Origin of the sequence: Paenibacillus sp. FSL L8-0436, from assembly GCF_038593025.1 — a bacterium.
GTDB lineage: Bacteria > Bacillota > Bacilli > Paenibacillales > Paenibacillaceae > Paenibacillus_AQ.
Map to the genome: position 1 here is coordinate 904,654 of NZ_CP151955.1, position 23,698 is coordinate 928,351.

Sequence of the window (23,698 nt, forward strand, 5' to 3'; positions counted from 1 at the left end):
CATGCAAGCCATAATCTATTACATCCGGCAGCTTCAGCGCTTGTCCGGAGTCAAACTGTACCTTAACCTCCTTGGCATGGTCATAAGCGGACTGCTGGAGAGCTCAGCCATTCTGCTGCTTGTACCGATGCTGGGAATGGCCGGGATTCAGCTAGGCGGAACAGGAGCGGGGTACAGTATACCTATGCTCGGTTTTCTGTCAGAGCTGCCGCAGACGACGGCGCTTGGGATTGTGCTCGGCGGGTATGTCTTTATCGTGCTCTGTCAAAATTTGATTTCGCGTTTCGTCGCGGTCCGTAATGTAGAGATTCAGCAGAGCTACAGCCGGCAGCTGCGGTATGATGTTTACAGCGCACTTTTGCGGTCAGAGTGGGCCTTTTTCCTCAAAAAGCGCACCTCAGACCTTATCAACGTAATGACCACGGAAATGGCGAGGGTGCTCGCTGGAATCAGCTGTTTTCTGCAGTTTCTCACCTCGCTCCTGTTCACACTGGTGCAGATCGGCTTCGCCTTCTGGCTATCCCCTAAGATGACTCTCTCTGTACTGGTATGTGCGGTCCTGCTGTCCTTGTTCTCCCGCAGATTCATCCGCAAAGCCAAGAGGCTGGGCAGTCGCAGCTCCCAGCTCGGCCAGATGTATTTAGCCGGAATCACGGACCAACTGAACGGAATCAAGGATATCAAAAGCAATAATCTGGAGCATTCCCGGTTGGACTGGCTTCATGGGTTTACCGCTGAGGTCAAAAAAGAGCAGCTGGACTATACAAGACTGCGCTCGAATTCCCAGCTGCTGTACAAAATGTCGTCGACGCTCCTGATCGCTGCGTTTATCTTCGTGTCTTTCCGGTTTCTGCACGCAGAGGGCCCATCTTTCCTGCTGGTTATCCTCGTGTTTGCCCGGCTGTGGCCGACTTTTGCTGCCCTTCAGTCGCTGATGGAGCAGCTCGCCTCTGTACTGCCTTCCTTCAAGCAGCTTCAGGCGCTACAGGAAGAGTGCCTGAAGGCTGCTGAACACGGTGCGGAAGGGGAAAGTGCGAAGCAAGTTACACCTATGGCTTTGAAGCAAAGCCTGGAAGCCCGGAACGTGAACTTCCGTTATGATCCGCAGGAGCCGCAATATTCGCTCCAGGGGGTAAATGTGGTGATTCCGGCTAACAAGATGACGGCGATTGTCGGACGTTCGGGCGCAGGAAAAAGCACGCTAGTCGATCTGCTCATGGGCCTGATGCAGCCGGAATCGGGCGAGATCTTGGCCGACGGTCAGTCTATTTCAGGAGACAACCTGCTGTCTTACCGGCGCTCCATTGGTTATGTAGCGCAGGATCCTTTCCTCTACAACGCGACGATCCGTGATAATCTGACGATGATCAAACCGGATGCCAGCGAGGAAGAACTGTGGGAAGCGCTGGAATTTGCTTCTTCGGCCGATTTTGTCCGCAAGCTGCCGGAAGGACTGGATACGCTGATCGGTGACCGGGGCATCCGCCTGTCCGGCGGCGAACGGCAGCGTCTGGTGCTGGCACGCGCGATTATCCGCAAGCCTTCCATCCTGGTCCTCGATGAGGCAACAAGCGCGCTCGATACCGAAAACGAGAAGCGGATTCAGGAAGCGCTCGAACGGCTAAAGCATTCCGTGACGGTAATCGTGATCGCCCACCGGTTGTCCACCATCCGGGGAGCCGATCAGATTCTGGTCATCGACCAGGGTCGGGTCATCCAGCAGGGCGTATTCGGCGGTCTGGCCTCAGAAAAAGGCGGCATGTTCAGCCGGTTGCTCAGCAGTCAGGAAGAGGCGATGTAGGCGACGCACAGTTTCGGGTTGAAGCTGGCGAGGCCTGTTGACAACTGGATATCTTAGAGGGATAGATAGATGACAGGGCGAATAGACAAATAGATGAGTAGACGAATGGACGAATGGATGAATGAACGAATGGACGAATGGATGAATAGGACGAATGAACGAATAGACAAATAGCATGGCCCCTCTCTACCGAAATCGGCAGGGAGGGGCTTTTGGTGTCACATCTATCAGCCAACTTGGCATGAAGCTTGAAAATGATTGCACTTTGTACAGCAGAATTCAACCGAAAGCAGGTACATTTCGATTCTACTGCACTTTGTGCAGTAGAATTTCGCAGAACCGCCGATATGCAGCTATGTTTGAGAAATCTAGTGTACTAAATACAACGGAATGCTATTTGAGCTCCAAAAGAAAGGAATCTAGTGTATGAAGTACACCAGATTCCTTGATAGTTCTTACTAAAAATACTGAAAATGCTCTCTAAGCCCACTGACGCTATTAGCGGGCTTAACTGCCGCATACAGGCACTCGATGTTCGACCACCCATCCCGCACACGCGATGCTCGACTCGTCCAAACTCAGTTCGCCCAACATCCCGCACACGCAAAGCTAGACTTGTCCAAACTCAGTTCGCCCAACATCCCGCACACGTGATACCTAGCTCACTCAGTGCCAGCTAACCCAACGCCACACACATCCTTCTCTTGTGCCGTCCTCCGATTAAGCACGCGAAATCATCACTCCGCCGCAAACTCAAGGTTAGCTTATATAGATGAAGGTTTGATTTGGACAGCAGCCGAGTTAGATGTAGTTACTGCAGCTATTTGGTGCCACGGCGGTCGTTTCTAGGAGTTAGATGTAGTCTGTGCAACTAAAAACAGGAATTTGCTCACTTTTAGCTGAACTCCTCAAAATAGATGTAAAGAGTGCAATTATATCCATATCGAACACGAAAAGCTGGATTATAACTGTACGAAATAGAACTAACCAAAAAAAGGGGGCAACCCGCACCCGCATTATGAACTCGCACCCGCATTATGAACTCGCACCCGCATTATGAACTCGCATCCACACTATGAACTCGCACCCGCACCACCCAAACCCAAACCACAGGTGTGTATCTCCGTCCACGTTGTACAATTGTATTTGGCCCGCCTTGTAGCAGCTGCCTTATCACACTTATGTAAATATGTTAATTTTCTTTGCCGGTTAGTTTCCGCCAAGTCCATAAGAAGGGGCGTAGGGGGAAATAAAGAAAATGCAGTGGCTTCGGCAGGGGCAGCGTTTTCTCATCTACCGCGTAAGGATAAAAGAAGCCCGCTGCATACAGGAACTGATGCCACGGCGTAAGAATCGCCGGCTGATAATATTTGTTATGCCGCTCCACCTCGGGCTCCAGGGGCGGATTGTGCAGATTAACCATACGTGCCACATAAAAGAGTGCAAGCTGTGCCAACCGGCGAGCCTTCGGTTTGTCCGTCAACCCGGACAGACCGGGAGCAATCGGCGCCTCTAGCAAATCCGCCGCGAGGATCAAGGCTTGCCCGCCAACGCTGTCGTAATTATAACGCCGGAGCAGCCCGGTCAACACGCCGGCGTCGGGCTCTTGCAGAAGCAGCTGCTTGATATCCAGCAGCCATCTCAGCCTCGACCAGCCATGCCTTGCCCCATGCGCAGCCAGAAACAGGAATAAATCCTCCCTGCCCAAGTAATGGACGTTTTGTCCGAGCTGGCTGCTTGTCCGTGCATGCTTCCAAAGCTCATCAAAATCCGGCTCCTTAGAAGGCCCGGGACTTAATCGCCAATGAACCTCAACCTTGATGTTTTTGGCGGGGTGATTGAAGGTGTTGTGATGTTCGCGCCACTTCCAGTCTCCTAATATGCTCTCGAATTCCTCCTCTTTCACGTAACCGAGAGAGACCAGCAATGCTTCCGTCTCGGTCAGCTGTTCCATCGGCACAATAAAATCGAGGTCACGCGAGGTGCGCAGCGAGATATCACCGTATAAATCCTGTGCAAGCACCGGACCCTTCAGAAACAGAGAACGGATATTCAGCCGGGCAAGCGATTCGCCGATATTCCCCATTTCACCGCTGAGCTGAAGCATTTGGACGGTATTTCTGCGGTACTCCCATTTCAAACGCTGGGTAACCAACGACGGTACAGATTCACCTTGCATGCGGCTAAGCTTGGGATATAAAAAAGGATAAACGCGGTGATGCAGCGATAGCCGGATCATCAGCTCCCAGTCGATATCCGCGAACCGCTCCGGATCCCGCTCCGCCATATCATCGATGCTGTCAGCTTTAAGAAGTGCAAGAAGAAGTAATACTTCCTTAGATAAGCTCCTTTTATCAAGGGTATACCGGTCAGTCATAGAGACTCTCCTTAGTGGAATGTGAACAGATCCGTTGGCGGATTTGTTCTATTTAAAGAACGCATTGTGAGCGTAACACCGTCATCCGAAATTTGTCAATTTTTAAGTTGGAGATGCGCATTGCACTTACATTGGGCATGTCTTTAATTAAACATACAATGTGCAATAGAAGCATGTAAGAAACTCTAGGATTGCCCAAATCCACAATGAAAATTCAAACACTGGAAGCGGTCTGCCGGACGGATTGGCCATTCTTCATCTCGTTGTAGAGCACCCGGATGCCTCTTTATAGATGCCGATTTCCTTCCCGGGAAAAGAGGCCTGTTCTACCGTTTGCCCTAATCCCTTCGATCCATTGTGCGGTATGGTCCACGTTCCAGGCGGCAGCTTCTTCGTGCTCTCCATAGAGATAGCTGATACGGAGCAGGGAGGAACCCGCTTTTCCGGTTTTGCCCAGATGGGTACGTACGGCCTCTACCCTGTTTATCGTTTCGAGAGGAATGGTTAAGCTTTTGTCCGGAAAATACATCTTGAACATCAGGGAATCTTTGGTCAAGGCCAGCCAGCCGTTTCCGCGGAATTGACCTGGGCCTAGGGAAGAAAGACCATAGAAGTTAGCCAAACGCTCAGAAAAAATGATCTCACAGGCGCTCATCTGCTTCCGTACCTGTAGGAATCTCAAGACTAGTCCGGCCAATGCAAGGACCGCAATGCAACCTGCTGCAATAACTGCTGGAATGAGTATCACCTTCTCCTATTTCATATTTCGAACAGATTAGGACTGCAGTGAATCCGTCTGCGCAAGTATTTTACCACTTTCATCCATTACAGGGGAATGAGATCCCCCACTTTTCGAGTGGATAATTCTGATTTTGGCCAGTTAATACTGCATTTCCAGTAGCGTCCATTTATGCTAAGATATTTATCCGGTGCCACAAGATGTGGAGAGTGACACTGACGTTGCCCGAACTGAATAAAAAATAGTAATAAGTAGAAGCTTGTTTGGGGAATCTCTGACTTCTAGATCTTAAGGGGGAGAGGGAATTGCATGAGGAACTAAGCGGAATTCACGGGGCGGAATCGTGGACAATCATTGAACCGGTACTTAAGGGCTGGTCGAAGGATAAAAAGTATTATGTCGAGGATGAGGCCGGGCGTAAGCTGCTGCTGAGGATCTCAGGCATTGAAGCCTTCCAGCGGAAGCAGGCAGAGTATCAGGTTGTAAAGCTGTTTAATGAGCTTGATTTTCCGATGTCACGGGTGATTGATTTCGGAACATGCGGCCAAGGCAGGTATACCTATATGCTGCTGACGTGGGTAGAGGGGCGTCCGCTGGAGGACGGTCTGCTTACGCTAACGGCTAAGGAACAGTATGAGCTTGGCGTGGAGGCGGGAAAGATATTGAAGCTGATGCACTCCATCCCGAATAGCAATGACCTTCCTCAATGGGAAGTACAGATGCAGGCGAAGATTCTGGCCCGGATCAAAGAATACGAAGACTGCCCGTATCATTTGGAGGGCGATGAGCAAGCTATTGCTTATGTAAAAGAAAATATCGGGCTTATCGATAATGTGAAAAAGGTCTACCAGCACGGGGACTTTCACATGGGCAATCTCATCTACACTCCTGAAGGCGGGATTGGAGTAATTGACTTTAACCGCTGGGATAACGGAGATTATGTTGAAGAGTTCTATAAGCTGCAGTTTTTTGACAGAGACCGGAGCGTTCCGTTTGCCGTAGGCAAGCTTGAAGGATATTTCGAAGGAACGCCTCCAGAGGAATTTTGGAACAGGCAGGCGCTGTACGTGGCCTACAGCTCGCTTTTCTCGATTAAGTGGTCGATCCCCTTTGGGGCAACCGACATTGAATGCATGATGACCCGCGGCAGAATGGCACTGGAGGATTATGATTATTTCAGTAGAGTCATTCCGCGCTGGTATCAGGCATAAGACACATCGAAGATGCCCGCAATCTATAGAAGACGAAGGCGATTCTGCAGGATTTTTTTTACGGCGTATTAATGTTTGGCCAAAAGATTGAAATCAAGGAGTGCAGTACGGTAGAATTGCACTATCAGCAGATTTAACCAAGAAGGGGATTGTATCGTTTGAATAATGAAGAAGTGAACCAAGAGCTGCCCGAGAATTACGAGGAGCTGAAGAAAGCCGCCGGCCGTTCGGCGGATTGGAGAGCGCGTCTTGCTGCAGTGGAAGAACTGGGACAGACGAAGCACAAACAAATTATCGATATTCTGAATCGCCTGATGATTAGCGATCCTGTATATACCGTTCAAGAAGCTGCGTATGAGAAGCTGAAAGCCTTCGGCGAAGATGTGAAGGTGCCGTCGAAGAATAAGGCAGAGCTGTTCAGAGGCGTATCCAAGATTGCGCTGCGCATCAAGAAGAGCCTCCCTAAAGACCATTCGTATGAAGAGTTTAAGGAAAAGCTGAAGAAGATGAGAATCGACGTCTACGATGCTTACGAAGGTGAGAAGGGCGAGGGTTTCGATCAATGGCTGGAGAAGTTGTGGATTTCAGCGACGAAATAGTTAGCAGTAATATAGCGGGGAGCCAAGGACTGGACAAGCCCTTGGCTCTTTCGTTTTTAGTTCCAGCAGCAATCTTTTCCTATATCAATTACACAAAGGATGACAACATGTACACTAACCCATCAACCGAACCGCTCTTTGAGCAATTTCAGGAATTTCTTAAGCTCTCCGGGGAATTACGCCCCAATTATATTGCCAGCCTGGGAAGCCGTCCGGAAGACGGTAACTCTTCAATCAGCAGCATCGTACCCGAAGTGCCGGAGCTTCTAGAAGTAATCTACAGCACGGTTTCCGGTACCGGCAGCGATGAGGAAGAACCGAGCCTGATTGAGTTCATACCGGGATACAGGCTGATTCATATCAAGGAATATAAGCAGGAAATGCAGGTGCTGGCAGGCATTCTGGAGGAGAAGGGCCACCGGACAGACGGAGTGATTCTTCCGGTCTTGACCAATTACGGCAGCGACTTTATTTGCTACTACCGGTCCACTGACGGAACGGAGCGGATTTGCGACCTGCTGCATGACTACGGCGACCTGATTGTGATGTATGATTCACCGCAGAAATTTCTGGAGACGTTATGCGAATTCTATAAGCAGGAAGTTTATTTTTTGGATGAGGAAGGTTATCTCGACTGCGATTTGGTCAAAGAAGGCGAGGTAGGTGCTGCCCTCAATCCGGCTGCGGAATATTGGGCGGAATAATTCAAATCTGTTGCAGGGTTTCTTCCTTTTTTACGGTCTAATGGACAGACTGGTAAAGGGAAGGTGCAGGTTAGATGCATAATCTATTTAGAAATAAAAACCGCCAAATCAGAGCAGGATGGGAGATACTGCTGCTGACAGCGGCAATATTTGCTATTACAATGATTGTCTCATTTGGGGTCTCGCTGCGGGTGGATTCCCGGCAATGGTTCGACCAGGACGGCTGGGTGCGGATATTCAAATCAAATGGTCTTTATATGTTGATCACCGTATGGTTTACGGTACGTGTCCTGCATAAACTTCCCTTAACCTCTATCGGACTCCCGCGGCCTGACGGAGCCAGATTCATTCAAGGATTCATTAGCGGTGTGCTACTCTTGACATGCATTGCTCTGCTGCTGTGGGGCCTCGGCTCAGCAACTTTTCAGGGGGAGTGGGCCAATCCTCAATTTATGCGGCTAGATATGGTTGATCTGGTCATCACCGCAGTCCTAGCTGGAATCTGCGAAGAAATTCTGTTCAGAGGATTTATTCAGCATCTGCTGGCCAGTCGCGTGGGCCTTTATTGGGCCGTGGCCATCACCTCTGTACTATTTTCACTTGCGCATATAGCCAATCCGGGCTACAACTGGATATGCTTTCTTAACATTGTGTTGGTAGCTCTTATCTTCTCAACGATGGTCATCCGGACAGGAAACTTATATTTTGCGATAGCCCTGCACATCTCGTGGAATCTGTTTCAAGGGTACGTACTGGGCATCGCAGTCAGCGGAAATACACCACATGGGTTGTATTCGCTGAAATTAACGGGGGCCGATTGGATGACCGGAGGAGAGTTTGGAGTAGAGGGAAGTCTTGTAACAACGCTTGTACTTGGGTTGGGTTTTCTTTTTATGCTATTAGCTGTCAAACGCGGAGCGGGGATGAGGAATACGATGGGCAAGGGCTTCAGTTCAGTTACTCGTTGATGTCGCTGCTGCGTTAAGCAGTCCGAATGATAAAATAGCTACTGTACCTGCAACAAAGAGCAGCCCGGATCCGGGCTGCTCTTTGTTAGGTTCGCACACTGATACGAAACTTAGCTACTGTTATCCATTACCCCTGCACGGACCGCTTTTCCTGTTCCCGCAGCTCAATTCTCCGTATCTTGCCGGAAGTAGTCTTCGGAAGATCCGTGATAAATTCAATTTTGCGCGGATATTTATAAGGGGCTGTCATTTCCTTGACATGACTCTGCAATTCCTTAATCAGCTCCGGTGTGCCTGCGCTATTGTCCTTCAGCACGACAAAGGCTTTTACGATCGAGCCGCGGATCTCGTCAGGGCTGGCCACAACTGCGCATTCTTTAACCATGGCATGCTTCATCAGGGCTTCTTCCACTTCAAAAGGACCGATGGTGTAGCCTGAGCTGATGATGATATCGTCTCCCCGGCCTTCAAACCAGAAATAGCCATCCTCATCTTTGCGTGCCCGGTCTCCGGTGACAAAATACTCCCCGTGGGAGCAATTCGCCTTGCGTTCAGGGTCTTTGTAATAGTTCTGGAACAGGGCAGGCATGCTCAAATGCACGGCGATATCGCCGACAACACCTGCAGGGACCGGCTGCCCTTCCTCGTCAATCACCTCGACAATGCCCGGCGCGATGGATTGGCCCATGGACCCTACACGGATAGGCTGATCCTTCAGCGCAGCGATGATCAGCGTGCTTTCCGTCTGGCCATAGCCGTCGCGGATGGTAATGTCGAAATGCTGTTGGAAGGTGCGGATGACCTCCTCGTTCAGAGGTTCGCCGGCGGATACGGCACAGCGCAGTTTGGACAGGTCATATTGCGGCAGCCCTTCCGTTTTGGCCATTAGACGGTATTCCGTCGGAGTGCAGCATAATACCTGAATGGCTTGATCCTGAAGCAGCTGCAGATACCGGTCCGGATGGAATGGGCCATTGTAGACAAAACCAGTAGCTCCATTGCCAAGTACACTTAAAAACGGACTCCAGATCCATTTTTGCCAGCCCGGTGCTGCAGTTGCCCAGACGGTATCTGATTCGCGGATGTCCAGCCATAGGGACGAGGTGATCCGCAGGTGTGCATATCCCCAGCCATGTGTATGAACTACGGCTTTAGGGTTGCCGGTAGTGCCGGAGGTATAAGCAAGGATGGCAATATCGTCGCGGCGGCTGGCTACGGCCGGGAAAGTATCCGGCTTGTCCGCCATAAGGCTTTCCAAACTGATCCAGCCTTCACCAAGGTCATCTTCATTTCCGGATACGGAGAGACGGTAATCCAAGGCCGGCAGATCTTCGGCGATTTTGTTAACTTCTGTGGTAACTTCAGACCAGACGATTACAGCTCTCGCTTCCGAATGGCGCAGGCGGTAGGATAAATCCTTCGCCCGGAGCATCTCGGAGGAAGGGATAACGGCGAGCCCGAGCTTCAGGCAGGCGAGATAGATTGCGTAGGCAATAATGCGGCGCGGAACCATGACCAGCACGCGGTCACCTTGTTGAAGTCCGAGTTCTTTAAGGCCGCCGGCAAGCCGGTTAGCTTGTCCTAGCAGCTCCCCATAGGTAATTTCCTCGTACCCGCCATCCTCATGCAACCATTTAAGCGCAATCTTATCGGAAGGATGCTGTTCCATTTCCGAAGTCAGATTGTAAAATTCCGGTGCGATCCAATGCTGATTGTCCAAATGAACCTCTCCTATATAAACGTAATGGTATATCCATACTCTATAGTATAGCACTTTACTTAGTACCAGATGCTAATTAGAGGTAATGAGAAGGTGGGTAAGAGAAGGTTCTGTGACTATTTTGTTATAATGCCTATATAAAGGATGACGGCGTGAGAGAAACGATCATAGAATTAATGTTTGTGTATAGTACCTTGGGGCAGGGTGAGCAGGATTGTGATTCGCTTGGGGCCAGCAGAATATGCTCGGCATTTGTGCAGGCTTGAGAGTTATTCGCAGATCCGTGCTTTGGTTATCCCCTCCTGAGCGAAGCGGAAGCCTGGAATTAGGTGTATCGCCATCTGCAGTTGCATTACAAAGACATCTGAGAGGAGAAAAATGTAATTTATAGTCATATTTTGAGAAAAATCATCAAAATTGAGACCATTCAAGCTTTGGAAGACTTATAATATATAGATTAAAGAACTTCACGAAAGATAAGGAGACTCCTGCATGCTTTTTAAACCGATCCCTGTTATAACGGGATTCTTAGCAATGTCCTGCTTATTGTCAGCCTGCAGTAGCCGGCCTGCGGCTGCCGGTAATCTTTCAGCGGATTCTTCGTCCATTTCGTCACCTTATGTTTCCCGGGTGGCCCAAGCTACTCCTGGCGCTTCCGTCATTCCGGCTGTTCCCGGACCGTCTAACTCAGCGGCGGAATCAAATGCACTCTCTATTCAATTAAAAGGAACGACTTATTTCTTCCCAGGCCACAATGTTGCGACGAAGCGTTATAATTTTGCGGCAGCAACCTCAACCGGGATCGTCTGGTCACCTGCTCCCCCAATGGAGGGGGAAGGTACTGATCCGGCAGGTATCCCGCTGGAGCCTTTCACCATTTATCTTAGCGATCCGGCGGATATCGAGCTGAATGCTGCGAAGGCCCGTAAGCTTTGGACGCTGGCATTGCCGGAGGCTTCCGATGAATATACAAAGCTCAATAGTCTGCAGGGTGTAGGTGAATATGTAGTCTACCATACGTACACCATGTTCCGGGGGGGGCGCACAGGCGTTGAGGAACCAGGCTTGGGCGCTGAAGACCGGCGATCCGGCGGTTAATATTGAAATTCTCTCCTTTCGTGCCGCAGGCGGTTACTTCTATAGTTGGGGAATCGAGGAACAGGACAAGCTATATGTATCGGTGAGCCAGCGTCCTGATGGCGATGGCAGCTATGAATATGAGGTGTATGTATATTCCTTTGAACAGGAACGGAAGACGCAAATGAAACAGTTTATGTTAGATAACGATATGATTAAGTTTCAATATAATGGCAGGTCATATTCCGTCAAGCTGCAGCAGGGCTAGACCTTTTGAAGCAGTCTAAACGATACACACTTTATCAGAAAGCAGGCAGTTGATTATGGGCCCTACAACCTTTGATGAGATATTTGGTATTATGAAATCTTCTTTTCCAGTGAGTGAAATCAGAACCTACAGCGGGCAGCGATCTTTGCTGCATAACCCTAACTACCGCCTGTTCACTGAGCAGGATGCCAAGGGGAGGACGCTCGCCTTTTTGGCGGCGTGGGAGTTTCCAGCTCTGCGTTTTGTCGAGCATATAGCAGTAGATCCCGGCATCAGGGGAGGAGGGCTCGGCAAAAAGCTGATGCTCAATTATATCGGCCGTTCGGACATTCCTATTCTGCTGGAGGTAGAGCCGCCAAGCGGGGAACTGGAGCAGCGGAGAATCGGGTTTTATGAGCGGCTTGGCTTTCACCTCAATGCCTATGAGTATAACCAGCCGCCGCTCCGTACAGGACAGGCTGATCTGCCGCTGCGCATTATGACGTATCCCCGCCCGATAAACCGGGAGGAATTCCATAAGTACAGGGAAATCCTGTACACTGAGGTGTATAAAGTTACAGCACCAGACAGCCGTCCATACTGATTCTTCCCATAAACAGCCCGCGCTATCGCTAAGATAGGCGGGCTGTTCTGCTTGGAAATCCTTCTTTACAATCCGGATACAAGTTAGAAACAAGTTCATGATTAAATTGAACTATAGCAAAGGACATAACAAACCAACTCGCAAGGGAGACGATATTCAATGAAAAGCAAAAAAATGATCATAGCAACGATGGTATTCGGTATGGCGGTTACGGGCTCGGCAGGTGTGTACGCAGGAACAAATCTGCAAAAGATTAGTGCCTATCTGAACCACAGCATTGGCTTCCAAGTAAACGGAGCGGCTTATATGCCGGTAGACGGCAATGGCAAAACACTGGCTCCTATTACTTATAATAATACGACTTACTTGCCTGTACGTGCGATGGCGGATGTGCTGAAGGTGCCGGTGGCCTTCGACGCCTCATCCAACCAGGTGATCCTGGGTACCAATAACAGCTCAGCTGTTACGTTGGCCGCCGTTCCATACAGCGCTGCGCAAAAACAGGAGATCACCAAGGCATTCGCAAACTTCCATGGTTTTGAGACTGCTTATGCTCCACTCAAAATGACCAGCGGAGATACTTTCCAGAAAGTTGACGGCAGCGGGGATGGGGTAAGCTTCCTGTTCAAACATATGAGAGTGGTTATTTCTCCCCGCGATTACTCTGATTCGTATGATGGAACTACAGTGAAGCTGTCGAACGGAACGGAAGGCAAATGGTACACACCTAGTGATCTTGCGATGATGACCTTCAAAGTAGCTGACCGCTATGTCACCATCAGCTCCCCGGATAAATCATTGAGTAAAGCACAGTTGGAGAATGTAGCCGTAAGCGTGGCGAAACTTAGCAAATAAGCACCAGTCCTTCGGATCTAAAGTCAATAAAGACCCTCGGCAAAAAAAAGGGGATATCTGTCAAAGCCACCGGCTCTGCAGACATCCCCTTTGTCTATTTATTTGTACCATGTTGTTTAGTTGGCAACGCTGCTTCTGGTGACCCCTTACCCCGGCGTTTGTTCTTCTCCGCCTTCCGCTGATTCTCCTGAAACTTCTCCACAAATTCGTGAGTATTCATACTGAACCTCCTAAAAGTATTGTAAGCATCCGCTTCTCGGGTCCACTTCGTACATAACTCGCTTCGGAAGCATAGGCCTTAACCAAACTGCTGTTTGTTACTGTAACCATATAGGCATCAAATCATTCACGTTGGGCGGTAAGTGTCTGTTAAACATGCAGTCGGTCTTTTCTGGAGCAATCCAATGGTTGACAAAACATTTAAAATGAAGCAAAGTAAACTAATAGTTTACTTAACAGCACTGTAGTGTAATAGGGGGCAGCGAAACCATTGGGAATCGATCAACGCAGGGAGAAGGAAAAACAGATCCGCCGAAATGACATCCTGGAAGCGGCGGAGCATGTCTTTTTTGCCAAAGGATACAATCAGGCGACCATGGACGATGTGGCTAAAGCGGCTGAGTTCAGCAAAAGAACCGTATACGTGTATTTCAACAGCAAGGAGCAAATCTATTTTGAAATTATGATTCGGGGCTATAGGCTGATGATCGGTTTGCTGAAGCAGAAAATCCAGAATGCAGGTGCAGTTACAGCTATAGAGAGTCTGAGGCAAATGGGAGATGTTTTTTACAGCTTCAGCAGGCAGCATCCGGAATACTTCAAGGCCATTATTGAATATGAGACTGCAGAGATCGATTTTGAGAGTGGGGTGACGGACGAGGCGAGGGATGAATGTTATGCACTGGGTGAAGAAATGACGGAATATTTGGTTGGACTTTTGCGTCAGGGGATGGATGAGGGGGAGATCCGCAAGGACCTGGATGTGGTAAAAACAGCGCTTGTACTTTGGTCTTGTGTAATTGGTGTGCTGAATACTGTGCATAAGAAGGAAAAATACATCCGCCACATGCATTCTACAACACCGGATGAGTTGGTTTCGGCAGCATTTACTCTCATGCTTGAGTCTATCCGTAACTAAAGGGGGAGAGAACGTGAAAGGGATAAGGTGGAGAAGACGGATGATTCTCATTCTTTCAGCGATTGGCGTTTTGATTGTCATAACTTTTGCTTCATTAATGTTCATTAGCGGATTCTTCCGGGAGCAGAAGTATCTGCAGCCTTGGAAGCCAAGCTACTCTGCTGCAATCACGGACCCGAGGGTGCAATTGGCGGCGCATGGGCTTTTGGCTGCCAGCAGCCACAACATGCAGCCTTGGAAGATCAAATTGGACAGCAGCAATCCACTGAAGTTTGCTCTGTATGCGGATAGTGAACGTTTATCGCCTGCAGTTGATCCATATGCGCGGCAGTTCATGGTTTCGCAGGGGACTTTTTTAGAATATGTCAGGGTTGCCGGAAAAGAGCTGGGTTATGAGACAGCGATTGAGCTGTTTCCGGAAGGTGACTATGATGAGAAGAGACTTGTGCAGAGTATGCGTACCAAACCTGTAGCGGTCATCACTCTCACCAGAATGAACTCCGTGAGCCATCCGCTCTACCCGTATTTATTCCTTTCGGACACTAACAGAGGGGCTTACCGATCGGATGCACTGCGTGCTGAGCAGGTGGATGAGCTGCAGGGTCTTCAAGAGAATAAGGATATTTCCATAAAAATTGCTCAAGATCCGGATAATAAGAAGCGGCTCGCAACATACATAACAGAAGCATCTATTGTTGAGGCGGGCGTCGAGCCGGTCATGGAAGAGTCTGCAAAGATATTCCGCTCTAATGAAAAAGAGAAGAATAAATATCGTTATGGCTTCTCCGTAGAGGGGCAGGGAACGGATGGGCTTATGCGTCATATGCTGCAAGGTCTGGTTACACTGTTTCCTTCGCTGAACAAGGGAGAGGCTGCTTCCAAGCAATTCATCACATCGACTGAAACTTCCGTAAACAATACGCCTGCCTTTGCCATGATTCGTTCTGCCGACAACAGCCGTGTGACCCAGGTACGCAGCGGAATGTTATACAGCAGGCTGGTGCTGTCCGCTCACCGTTTGGACCTTGCCATACAGCCCTTAAGCCAGGCGTTGGAGGAATATCCCGAAATGAGCCGGCTATACAGCGATATTCACCGCAGTTATGCAGCGGATGGAGAGACCATTCAAATGCTCGTGCGTATCGGTACTCCAGTAAAGGGAGCGCCTTTAAGCTTGAGAAGAGATGTGCACGAATTGCTAATCAGCGAATCTTCAGAATAATAAAGCTGAAAAGGGGTAATATAAATAAAGTGTTGCAATGTTCTGAAATACATGATATATTCTATTTCCGGCCGCGAAACATCAACGCCGGGCTCGAAAAGAAGTTAAAAAAAGAGCTTGCATTGATCGGCTGGGTGTGATATATTATAAGAGTTGCTGGTGACGAGATAATCGACACTGACAACAAGCTTGATCTTTGAAAACTGAACAACGAGTGAGTATGGAAATCACGCAAGTGAGATCCAAAATGGATGAGTTTCACAGCGTATTTATACGCTTTAGAAATTTCATCGTGAGAATGTAAATTCTCGTCAGATGTTTCAAATTGAGCAATCGCTCTTTTCAATATCTTTTTCGGATGGTTATTTTCTCGGAGTAATTCGGGTGAAGTAACCGCTCGAAAAAACCAATTTGGAGAGTTTGATCCTGGCTCAGGACGAACGCTGGCGGCGTGCCTAATACATGCAAGTCGAGCGGAGTTATGAAGGAGCTTGCTCCGGATTAACTTAGCGGCGGACGGGTGAGTAACACGTAGGCAACCTACCTCTTTGACTGGGATAACTACCGGAAACGGTAGCTAATACCGGATAATTCCTTTGTTCACATGGACGAAGGATGAAAGGCGGAGCAATCTGCTACAAGGAGATGGGCCTGCGGCGCATTAGCTAGTTGGTGGGGTAACGGCTCACCAAGGCGACGATGCGTAGCCGACCTGAGAGGGTGAACGGCCACACTGGGACTGAGACACGGCCCAGACTCCTACGGGAGGCAGCAGTAGGGAATCTTCCGCAATGGGCGAAAGCCTGACGGAGCAACGCCGCGTGAGTGATGAAGGTTTTCGGATCGTAAAGCTCTGTTGCCAGGGAAGAACGTCCGGTAGAGTAACTGCTACCGGAGTGACGGTACCTGAGAAGAAAGCCCCGGCTAACTACGTGCCAGCAGCCGCGGTAATACGTAGGGGGCAAGCGTTGTCCGGAATTATTGGGCGTAAAGCGCGCGCAGGCGGCTATTTAAGTCTGGTGTTTAAACCTTGGGCTCAACCTGAGGTCGCACTGGAAACTGGGTGGCTTGAGTACAGAAGAGGAAAGTGGAATTCCACGTGTAGCGGTGAAATGCGTAGATATGTGGAGGAACACCAGTGGCGAAGGCGACTTTCTGGGCTGTAACTGACGCTGAGGCGCGAAAGCGTGGGGAGCAAACAGGATTAGATACCCTGGTAGTCCACGCCGTAAACGATGAGTGCTAGGTGTTAGGGGTTTCGATACCCTTGGTGCCGAAGTTAACACAGTAAGCACTCCGCCTGGGGAGTACGGTCGCAAGACTGAAACTCAAAGGAATTGACGGGGACCCGCACAAGCAGTGGAGTATGTGGTTTAATTCGAAGCAACGCGAAGAACCTTACCAGGTCTTGACATCCCTCTGAATCCACTAGAGATAGTGGCGGCCTTCGGGACAGAGGAGACAGGTGGTGCATGGTTGTCGTCAGCTCGTGTCGTGAGATGTTGGGTTAAGTCCCGCAACGAGCGCAACCCTTGACTTTAGTTGCCAGCAGGTAAGGCTGGGCACTCTAGAGTGACTGCCGGTGACAAACCGGAGGAAGGTGGGGATGACGTCAAATCATCATGCCCCTTATGACCTGGGCTACACACGTACTACAATGGCCGGTACAACGGGAAGCGAAGCCGCGAGGTGGAGCCAATCCCAGCAAAGCCGGTCTCAGTTCGGATTGCAGGCTGCAACTCGCCTGCATGAAGTCGGAATTGCTAGTAATCGCGGATCAGCATGCCGCGGTGAATACGTTCCCGGGTCTTGTACACACCGCCCGTCACACCACGAGAGTTTACAACACCCGAAGTCGGTGGGGTAACCCGCAAGGGAGCCAGCCGCCGAAGGTGGGGTAGATGATTGGGGTGAAGTCGTAACAAGGTAGCCGTATCGGAAGGTGCGGCTGGATCACCTCCTTTCTATGGAGAATCGTCACCTGCAACGGTGACATTCAAATCGGAAGCTCAGCTTCCAAAACTCAGGTTTAGGCCTGTTACTCACTCGTTGGTCAGTTTTGAGAGTTTAAGCTCTCAAGTAGTACCTTGATCCTTGAAAACTGGATACCGAAACGAATTTGCGTTTTAGAACATCTTTTAGCTGAAACTTGTGTGAACAAGTTTTAATTAATAGTGATACTGAGCGAAGGTTTTGGATTGTGAGCGACTTTTGGCTTTAAACAGACTGGCGGACAGAGCGATCTGGAAGCGCTGTTTAAAACAAGATGAGCGAATAAGCCAAATACCAGAGCGATTGGTTAAGCTAATAAGAGCACACGGAGGATGCCTAGGCGCCAGGAGCCGACGAAGGACGTGGCGAACAACGAAACTGCCTCGGGGAGCTGTAAGCAAGCTTTGATCCGGGGGTGTCCGAATGGGGAAACCCAGCTGTGGTAATTCGCAGTTACTTCTCTCTGAATACATAGGGGAGATAGAGGCAGACCAGGGGAACTGAAACATCTAAGTACCCTGAGGAAGAGAAAACAATAGTGATTCCGTCAGTAGCGGCGAGCGAACGCGGAACAGCCTAAACCAAGGGGCTTGCCCCTTGGGGTTGTGGGACGTCTCACATGGAGTTACAAAGGAATATGGTAGGCGAAGAGGTCTGGAAAGGCCCGCGATAGAGGTAAAAGCCCTGTAGCCTAAACTGTGTTCTCTCCGAGACGGATCCCGAGTAGTGCGGGGCACGTGAAACCCCGTATGAATCCAGCAGGACCATCTGCTAAGGCTAAATACTACCTGGCGACCGATAGTGAAACAGTACCGTGAGGGAAAGGTGAAAAGCACCCCGGAAGGGGAGTGAAATAGAACCTGAAACCGTGTGCTTACAAAAAGTCAGAGCCCGATCTAGGGGTGATGGCGTGCCTTTTGTAGAATGAACCGGCGAGTTACGTTTAACATGCAAGGTTAAGGTGAGAAGCCGGAGCCGCAGCGAAAGCGAGTCTGAATAGGGCGAATGAGTATGTGGACGTAGACCCGAAACCGTGTGATCTACCCCTGTCCAGGGTGAAGGTGCGGTAACACGCACTGGAGGCCCGAACCCACGTATGTTGAAAAATGCGGGGATGAGGTGGGGGTAGCGGAGAAATTCCAATCGAACTCGGAGATAGCTGGTTCTCCCCGAAATAGCTTTAGGGCTAGCCTCGGTGAATGGAGTGGTGGAGGTAGAGCACTGATTGGGTGCGGGGCCCGCAAGGGTTACCAAGCTCAGTCAAACTCCGAATGCCATTAACTTCTTGCCGGGAGTCAGACAGTGAGTGCTAAGATCCATTGTCAAAAGGGAAACAGCCCAGACCATCAGCTAAGGTCCCCAAGTGTGTGTTAAGTGGGAAAGGATGTGGAGTTGCACAGACAACCAGGATGTTGGCTTAGAAGCAGCCACCATTGAAAGAGTGCGTAATAGCTCACTGGTCGAGTGACTCTGCGCCGAAAATGTAACGGGGCTAAACACACCACCGAAGCTATGGCTAGATACGATGTATCTGGGGTAGGGGAGCGTTGTATGCAGGTTGAAGGTGTACCGTAAGGAGCGCTGGACAGCATACAAGTGAGAATGCCGGTATGAGTAACGAAAAGATCAGTGAGAATCTGATCCGCCGAAAGCCCAAGGTTTCCTGAGGAAGGCTCGTCCGCTCAGGGTAAGTCGGGACCTAAGGCGAGGCCGAAAGGCGTAGTCGAAGGACAACAGTTTGAAATTACTGTACCACCGTAATCCGCTATGAGCGATGGGGTGACGCAGGAGGGTAGTGACGCGGACTGATGGATGTCCGTCTAAGCAGTGAGGCTGGTGTGTAGGCAAATCCGCACACCATTAAGGCTGGGCTGTGATGGGGAGCGAAAATTGTAGTAGCGAAGGTCATGATCTCACACTGCCAAGAAAAGCCTCTAGCCAGGAGAAGGTGCCCGTACCGCAAACCGACACAGGTAGGCGAGAAGAGAATTCTAAGGCGCGCGGAAGAACTCTCGTTAAGGAACTCGGCAAAATGACCCCGTAACTTCGGGAGAAGGGGTGCCTCGGTAGGGTGAATAGCCCGAGGGGGCCGCAGTGAAAAGGCCCAAGCGACTGTTTAGCAAAAACACAGGTCTGTGCGAAGCCGCAAGGCGAAGTATACGGGCTGACGCCTGCCCGGTGCTGGAAGGTTAAGGGGAGCGGTTAGGAGTAATCCGAAGCTGTGAACCGAAGCCCCAGTAAACGGCGGCCGTAACTATAACGGTCCTAAGGTAGCGAAATTCCTTGTCAGGTAAATTCTGACCCGCACGAATGGCGTAACGACTTGGGCGCTGTCTCAACGAGAGATCCGGTGAAATTTTAATACCTGTGAAGATGCAGGTTACCCGCGACAAGACGGAAAGACCCCATGGAGCTTTACTGCAGCTTGATATTGAATTTGGGTACGATCTGTACAGGATAGGTGGGAGCCGTAGAGGCAGGAGCGCAAGCTTCTGCGGAGGCGCCGTTGGGATACCACCCTGATCGTATCTAGGTTCTAACCTGGTACCCTAATCGGGTACGGGGACCGTGTCAGGCGGGCAGTTTGACTGGGGCGGTCGCCTCCTAAAGAGTAACGGAGGCGTTCAAAGGTTCCCTCAGAATGGTTGGAAATCATTCGAAGAGTGCAAAGGCATAAGGGAGCTTGACTGCGAGACCAACAAGTCGAGCAGGGACGAAAGTCGGACTTAGTGATCCGGTGGTACCGCATGGAAGGGCCATCGCTCAACGGATAAAAGCTACCCTGGGGATAACAGGCTTATCTCCCCCAAGAGTCCACATCGACGGGGAGGTTTGGCACCTCGATGTCGGCTCATCGCATCCTGGGGCTGAAGTAGGTCCCAAGGGTTGGGCTGTTCGCCCATTAAAGCGGTACGCGAGCTGGGTTCAGAACGTCGTGAGACAGTTCGGTCCCTATCTGTCGTGGGCGCAGGAAATTTGAGAGGAGCTGTCCTTAGTACGAGAGGACCGGGATGGACGTACCGCTGGTGCATCAGTTGTTCCGCCAGGAGCATGGCTGAGTAGCTACGTACGGACGGGATAAGCGCTGAAAGCATCTAAGCGTGAAGCCCCCCTCAAGATGAGATTTCCCAATTAGTAAGACCCCTTGAAGACGACGAGGTAGATAGGTTGGAGGTGGAAGTGCAGCAATGCATGGAGCTGACCAATACTAATCGGTCGAGGGCTTATCCAACAATTTAAGACGCAGATTTGTTTCGGATTCAGTTTTCAGGAATCAAGGTTCCTGAAGCATTTACGCTGTAAATGCCCGTTTGGTGGCGATAGCGGAGGGGTTCCACGCGTACCCATCCCGAACACGACCGTTAAGCCCTCCAGCGCCGATGGTACTTGGACCGAAGGGTCCTGGGAGAGTAGGACGCCGCCAAGCGGACAACCACACACACTGTGGTATTTTTTTTGCCCTTAATATTTGTATACGGTAGAAGGGCCTTTAGCTCAGCTGGTTAGAGCGCACCCCTGATAAGGGTGAGGTCGGTGGTTCGAGTCCACTAAGGCCCACCATTTTCCCTGATAGCTCAGTTGGTAGAGCACTCGACTGTTAATCGAGTTGTCACAGGTTCGAGTCCTGTTCGGGGAGCCATTATGGAGAGGTGTCCGAGTTTGGCCGAAGGAGCACGATTGGAAATCGTGTAGGCGCCACAAGCGTCTCGAGGGTTCGAATCCCTCTCTCTCCGCCACAAATTTTCAACAAGCATGGCCCGTTGGTCAAGGGGTTAAGACACCTCCCTTTCACGGAGGTAACATGGGTTCGAATCCCATACGGGTCATATCATGGAGGCTTAGCTCAGCTGGGAGAGCATCTGCCTTACAAGCAGAGGGTCGGGGGTTCGATCCCCTCAGCCTCCACCATAACATTTCCCTAAGAAGCTGAAGCTTCGCAATGGATTCTAGGTGTTTTTCTGGGACCGAAAGGGAACAATAACTTTTACTGACGCGGGGTGGAGCAGCCCGGTAGCTCGTCGGGCTCATAACCCGAAGGCCGCAGGTTCAAATCCTGCCCCCGCAACCAATTTGGAACCGTGGTGTAGTTGGCCTAACATGCCTGCCTGTCACGCAGGAGATCGCGGGTTCGAATCCCGTCGGTTCCGCCATTAGTATGGCATCAGGGATCAGAAGTATAAGCTTCGCAAGAATTACTTTGCAATCTCGCAACGAAGTGCAGAGTATCCGCCCTGTTCCGTGTTTTTAGCTAATTATAAATATTGGGGATTAGCCAAGCGGTAAGGCAACGGACTTTGACTCCGTCATGCATAGGTTCAAATCCTATATCCCCAGCCATTTTCATGAGAGCCATTAGCTCAGTTGGTAGAGCACCTGACTTTTAATCAGGGTGTCGAAGGTTCGAGTCCTTCATGGCTCACCATTTCTTTAAAGTGTGCGCGTGTGGCGGAATGGCAGACGCACCAGACTTAGGATCTGGCGTTTTACGACGTGGGGGTTCAAGTCCCTTCACGCGCACCATGTTTTTGCGGACGTGGCTCAGCGGTAGAGCATCGCCTTGCCAAGGCGAGGGTCGCGGGTTCGATTCCCGTCGTCCGCTCCATATAGATTTTGCGCCCTTAGCTCAGCTGGATAGAGCGTTTGACTACGAATCAAAAGGCCGGGAGTTCGAATCTCTCAGGGCGCGCCATTTTTAATATTAACGGGATGTAGCTCAGCTTGGTAGAGCACCTGGTTTGGGACCAGGGGGTCGCATGTTCAAATCGTGTCATCCCGATTGTACACCTATGCGGGTGTAGTTCAATGGTAGAACTTCAGCCTTCCAAGCTGATAGCGTGGGTTCGATTCCCATCACCCGCTTAACAGAATGAACCACAAAAAAAGCCTGCAATATGCAAGGCTTTTTTTGTGCTGTGTGCTCAAGAGTCATGCAGCAGCTACAGTCTAGTGAAATTAGCAAAGTTAGAGTGGGACATTACCCAGCGAATCATACGATAAAAACATTAACGTTATTGCAATCTGTATGCATATAGAAATTAACGACTTAATACTATACATAATAAGTTCCAATAAACCGATTATAAGTTATAATTGCCCAATTTTTCATGGGATAGTAATAAAGTTGAAGGGACGTAGTAATGGTGGATTCGAAATTTAATTTAGATGTATTATCGGGCAGTTCTATTTCAAACGATACAGAGATACATAAAGCGTATGGGCACCAAACTGCTTACTTTACTTTATCTGAAAGAGTTGAGAATACATTTGATCAATAGCTAATAGTAAAGGGAAAGCAAACTAATTAATAGTAGCTTGACGAACACGTTGGGAGATAGTTCCTTCGTGTTTTTTTGTCTGCCGGAAAGTGTGTTTCGTGACAGCCAACAGGTCTGTGAAGCTGGTATATTAGATTTACGATATCGGGCTTCAATGATCAGGAAGTATTAAGGAGCAACTCAAATGACAGATAAAGTAATTCGAATCTTCAGAATTATTAATGCGATTCAATCTAATCCTGGTATTACGGCGACAGATTTGGCTTTCAGATGTGATGTGAACGTTAGAACGATCTACAGGGATCTTGAGATCATCAGCCATTTTGCGCCCGTTACGAATGAGGGGAGAGGCACCGGCTATAAGTTTCTTGGCAAGTTCTTTCTCTATCCGCTTGATTTTTCCGAGCAGGAAGCGTTGGCATTCTCTCTATTGCCTTCTGTACTCAATGAGGACAAAATCCCTCCGGGTTTCCATACAGCTTATGACAAAGTAATGGGTACACATATGAAGGAGAAATCCAGGCAGAACGGGATTCTGGAGAACATTGCTGACATCATTCAGATGGGCACACCCGCCTATCGTAAAGAAAGCCGGAATTTTCTACAGCCGATTATAGGGGCGATTCTGGAGCAGCGGCGGATCCGAGCTGTATATCACTCGCAGTCGCGCGATGCGACAACGGAACGTGAGATCGATCCCTATTATTTGATTCCGCGTGATCAGCGCTTTTACCTCATTGGGTATTGCCACCTTAAAAAGGCCATCCGAACCTTCAGAATCAGCCGTTTTCTGGATGTGGAGATAATGGAGGCGGGCTTCGACAAGGGCAACTTCAATATTAAGAAATATTTGAAAAATACCTGGTCCATCGACCGCGGCAATAAAAACATAAAGTTCAAGGTGCGGTTCCAGCCGGAGATTGCGCGTTATATTAAGGAAGAGGAACTGTTCGTTCATCCGTGGATGAGCGATGAGCCGGATGGCAGTCTGCTGTTCGAAGTGACTGTGAACAATGAAAAAGAATTCATGAAGTGGATATTGCAATACGGGCCAAATGCAGAAATCCTGGAGCCGACATCGGCCAGAGTGGAGCTAAAGCACCGGCTGGAGCATTGGATGAGTATTTATAGGGAATAGGAGTAAAGTATCCTCTTGATCCTGATCTAA

At 49.7% G+C, this 23,698-nt stretch carries 16 protein-coding genes, 14 tRNA genes and 3 rRNA genes; 29 read left to right on the forward strand and 4 right to left on the reverse strand.

From position 1 onward, the window contains the following. Position 1: 1 nt before the first annotated feature. The gene (locus NSS79_RS04200) at positions 2-1,801 is read left to right on the forward strand and encodes an ABC transporter ATP-binding protein (RefSeq protein ID WP_342438397.1); all 1,800 of its coding nucleotides are present in this window, start codon (positions 2-4) and stop codon (positions 1,799-1,801) included. A gap of 1,192 nt (positions 1,802-2,993) precedes the next feature. Here the strand turns inward: NSS79_RS04200 and NSS79_RS04205 are convergent. Beyond that, the gene (locus tag NSS79_RS04205) at positions 2,994-4,178 is read right to left on the reverse strand and encodes a nucleotidyltransferase family protein (protein WP_342438398.1); all 1,185 of its coding nucleotides are present in this window, start codon (positions 4,176-4,178) and stop codon (positions 2,994-2,996) included. Between the two features lie 286 nt (positions 4,179-4,464). After that, complete coding sequence (locus NSS79_RS04210) at positions 4,465-4,833, reverse strand: hypothetical protein (protein WP_342438399.1); 369 nt, start codon at positions 4,831-4,833, stop codon at positions 4,465-4,467. A 389-nt stretch (positions 4,834-5,222) separates the two neighbouring features. Here NSS79_RS04210 and NSS79_RS04215 point away from each other — a divergent pair, with 389 nt between their 5' ends. The 4 genes from NSS79_RS04215 to NSS79_RS04230 all read left to right on the forward strand — a co-directional run bounded on the left by NSS79_RS04215 (position 5,223) and on the right by NSS79_RS04230 (position 8,399). Then, complete coding sequence (locus NSS79_RS04215; RefSeq protein WP_342438400.1) at positions 5,223-6,128, forward strand: phosphotransferase; 906 nt, start codon at positions 5,223-5,225, stop codon at positions 6,126-6,128. Positions 6,129-6,286: 158 nt separating this feature from the next. Then, positions 6,287-6,727: a HEAT repeat domain-containing protein gene (locus NSS79_RS04220; RefSeq protein WP_076114491.1), complete on the forward strand. Its 441-nt coding sequence runs from the start codon at positions 6,287-6,289 to the stop codon at positions 6,725-6,727. Further along, entirely contained in the window at positions 6,691-7,431 is a 741-nt protein-coding gene (locus tag NSS79_RS04225; protein WP_342438401.1) for a hypothetical protein, read from the forward strand. Before NSS79_RS04220 ends, NSS79_RS04225 begins: the two co-directional genes overlap by 37 nt. A gap of 74 nt (positions 7,432-7,505) precedes the next feature. After that, positions 7,506-8,399: a CPBP family intramembrane glutamic endopeptidase gene (locus tag NSS79_RS04230; RefSeq protein ID WP_342438402.1), complete on the forward strand. Its 894-nt coding sequence runs from the start codon at positions 7,506-7,508 to the stop codon at positions 8,397-8,399. Between the two features lie 127 nt (positions 8,400-8,526). Here the strand turns inward: NSS79_RS04230 and NSS79_RS04235 are convergent, their stop codons facing one another. Then, positions 8,527-10,068 carry an AMP-binding protein gene (locus NSS79_RS04235; RefSeq protein WP_342440295.1) on the reverse strand — a complete coding sequence of 514 codons (1,542 nt, stop codon included), beginning with the start codon at positions 10,066-10,068 and terminating at the stop codon, positions 8,527-8,529. Between the two features lie 543 nt (positions 10,069-10,611). On the opposite strand from NSS79_RS04235, the gene NSS79_RS04240 reads away from it, so the two are divergent. From NSS79_RS04240 to NSS79_RS04255, 4 genes are all read left to right on the forward strand, one after another. Further along, on the forward strand, positions 10,612-11,217 hold the full coding sequence (locus NSS79_RS04240; protein WP_342438403.1) for a hypothetical protein: 606 nt from the start codon (positions 10,612-10,614) through the stop codon (positions 11,215-11,217). Then, complete coding sequence (locus NSS79_RS04245; protein ID WP_342438404.1) at positions 11,171-11,464, forward strand: hypothetical protein; 294 nt, start codon at positions 11,171-11,173, stop codon at positions 11,462-11,464. Before NSS79_RS04240 ends, NSS79_RS04245 begins: the two co-directional genes overlap by 47 nt. Positions 11,465-11,519: 55 nt before the next feature. Next, entirely contained in the window at positions 11,520-12,047 is a 528-nt protein-coding gene (locus NSS79_RS04250) for a GNAT family N-acetyltransferase (protein WP_342438405.1), read from the forward strand. A gap of 159 nt (positions 12,048-12,206) precedes the next feature. Beyond that, positions 12,207-12,902, forward strand: coding sequence for a hypothetical protein (locus NSS79_RS04255; protein WP_342438406.1), 696 nt, complete (start codon positions 12,207-12,209; stop codon positions 12,900-12,902). Positions 12,903-12,996: 94 nt separating this feature from the next. On the opposite strand, the gene NSS79_RS04260 is transcribed toward NSS79_RS04255, so the two are convergent. Further along, positions 12,997-13,122: a DUF4023 family protein gene (locus NSS79_RS04260; RefSeq protein WP_341089863.1), complete on the reverse strand. Its 126-nt coding sequence runs from the start codon at positions 13,120-13,122 to the stop codon at positions 12,997-12,999. A 270-nt stretch (positions 13,123-13,392) separates the two neighbouring features. Between NSS79_RS04260 and NSS79_RS04265 the strand changes: the two genes are divergently transcribed. The 20 genes from NSS79_RS04265 (at position 13,393) to NSS79_RS04360 (ending at position 23,668) form a co-directional block, all read left to right on the forward strand. Next, positions 13,393-14,040 (forward strand): TetR/AcrR family transcriptional regulator, encoded by a 648-nt coding sequence (locus NSS79_RS04265; protein WP_342438407.1) that lies wholly within the window; start codon positions 13,393-13,395, stop codon positions 14,038-14,040. Between the two features lie 13 nt (positions 14,041-14,053). Further along, the gene (locus NSS79_RS04270; RefSeq protein ID WP_342438408.1) at positions 14,054-15,262 is read left to right on the forward strand and encodes a hypothetical protein; all 1,209 of its coding nucleotides are present in this window, start codon (positions 14,054-14,056) and stop codon (positions 15,260-15,262) included. A gap of 408 nt (positions 15,263-15,670) precedes the next feature. Next, a 16S ribosomal RNA gene (locus tag NSS79_RS04275) occupies positions 15,671-17,226 on the forward strand. A 333-nt stretch (positions 17,227-17,559) separates the two neighbouring features. Then, positions 17,560-20,486 (forward strand): 23S ribosomal RNA (locus tag NSS79_RS04280). A gap of 78 nt (positions 20,487-20,564) precedes the next feature. Then, positions 20,565-20,681: ribosomal RNA gene (rrf, locus tag NSS79_RS04285) — 5S ribosomal RNA — on the forward strand. The 16S, 23S and 5S rRNA genes sit together here with 14 tRNA genes alongside, the layout of an rRNA operon. A 57-nt stretch (positions 20,682-20,738) precedes the next feature. Beyond that, positions 20,739-20,815, forward strand: a tRNA-Ile gene (locus tag NSS79_RS04290). 3 nt (positions 20,816-20,818) lie between these two features. Further along, positions 20,819-20,894: transfer RNA gene (locus NSS79_RS04295), tRNA-Asn, on the forward strand. A gap of 4 nt (positions 20,895-20,898) precedes the next feature. Further along, positions 20,899-20,991 (forward strand) — tRNA-Ser (locus tag NSS79_RS04300). A gap of 18 nt (positions 20,992-21,009) precedes the next feature. Beyond that, positions 21,010-21,081 (forward strand) — tRNA-Glu (locus tag NSS79_RS04305). A 6-nt stretch (positions 21,082-21,087) separates the two neighbouring features. After that, a tRNA-Val gene (locus NSS79_RS04310) sits at positions 21,088-21,163 on the forward strand. 83 nt (positions 21,164-21,246) lie between these two features. Beyond that, a tRNA-Met gene (locus tag NSS79_RS04315) sits at positions 21,247-21,323 on the forward strand. 4 nt (positions 21,324-21,327) lie between these two features. Then, a tRNA-Asp gene (locus NSS79_RS04320) sits at positions 21,328-21,405 on the forward strand. A gap of 112 nt (positions 21,406-21,517) precedes the next feature. Next, positions 21,518-21,592 (forward strand) — tRNA-Gln (locus tag NSS79_RS04325). A 9-nt stretch (positions 21,593-21,601) separates the two neighbouring features. Continuing rightward, positions 21,602-21,677: transfer RNA gene (locus NSS79_RS04330), tRNA-Lys, on the forward strand. 14 nt (positions 21,678-21,691) lie between these two features. Beyond that, positions 21,692-21,775: transfer RNA gene (locus NSS79_RS04335), tRNA-Leu, on the forward strand. Positions 21,776-21,782: 7 nt separating this feature from the next. Continuing rightward, positions 21,783-21,857, forward strand: a tRNA-Gly gene (locus tag NSS79_RS04340). Positions 21,858-21,867: 10 nt separating this feature from the next. After that, positions 21,868-21,944 (forward strand) — tRNA-Arg (locus NSS79_RS04345). 13 nt (positions 21,945-21,957) lie between these two features. Beyond that, positions 21,958-22,031 (forward strand) — tRNA-Pro (locus NSS79_RS04350). Positions 22,032-22,043: 12 nt separating this feature from the next. Continuing rightward, a tRNA-Gly gene (locus NSS79_RS04355) sits at positions 22,044-22,114 on the forward strand. Between the two features lie 600 nt (positions 22,115-22,714). Next, entirely contained in the window at positions 22,715-23,668 is a 954-nt protein-coding gene (locus tag NSS79_RS04360) for a WYL domain-containing protein (protein ID WP_342438409.1), read from the forward strand. The last annotated feature ends 30 nt before the right edge of the window (positions 23,669-23,698 follow it).

Bases quoted from the DNA above. Each gene is read 5' to 3' on its own strand.
- NSS79_RS04200 (WP_342438397.1), top strand. From the start codon at position 2: ATGCAAGCCATAATCTATTACATCCGGCAGCTTCAGCGCTTGTCCGGA.
- NSS79_RS04205 (WP_342438398.1), bottom strand. From the start codon at position 4,178: ATGACTGACCGGTATACCCTTGATAAAAGGAGCTTATCTAAGGAAGTA.
- NSS79_RS04210 (WP_342438399.1), bottom strand. From the start codon at position 4,833: ATGAGCGCCTGTGAGATCATTTTTTCTGAGCGTTTGGCTAACTTCTAT.
- NSS79_RS04225 (WP_342438401.1), top strand. From the start codon at position 6,691: ATGGCTGGAGAAGTTGTGGATTTCAGCGACGAAATAGTTAGCAGTAAT.
- NSS79_RS04230 (WP_342438402.1), top strand. From the start codon at position 7,506: ATGCATAATCTATTTAGAAATAAAAACCGCCAAATCAGAGCAGGATGG.
- NSS79_RS04235 (WP_342440295.1), bottom strand. From the start codon at position 10,068: ATGGAACAGCATCCTTCCGATAAGATTGCGCTTAAATGGTTGCATGAG.
- NSS79_RS04240 (WP_342438403.1), top strand. From the start codon at position 10,612: ATGCTTTTTAAACCGATCCCTGTTATAACGGGATTCTTAGCAATGTCC.
- NSS79_RS04250 (WP_342438405.1), top strand. From the start codon at position 11,520: ATGGGCCCTACAACCTTTGATGAGATATTTGGTATTATGAAATCTTCT.
- NSS79_RS04255 (WP_342438406.1), top strand. From the start codon at position 12,207: ATGAAAAGCAAAAAAATGATCATAGCAACGATGGTATTCGGTATGGCG.
- NSS79_RS04260 (WP_341089863.1), bottom strand. From the start codon at position 13,122: ATGAATACTCACGAATTTGTGGAGAAGTTTCAGGAGAATCAGCGGAAG.
- NSS79_RS04360 (WP_342438409.1), top strand. From the start codon at position 22,715: ATGACAGATAAAGTAATTCGAATCTTCAGAATTATTAATGCGATTCAA.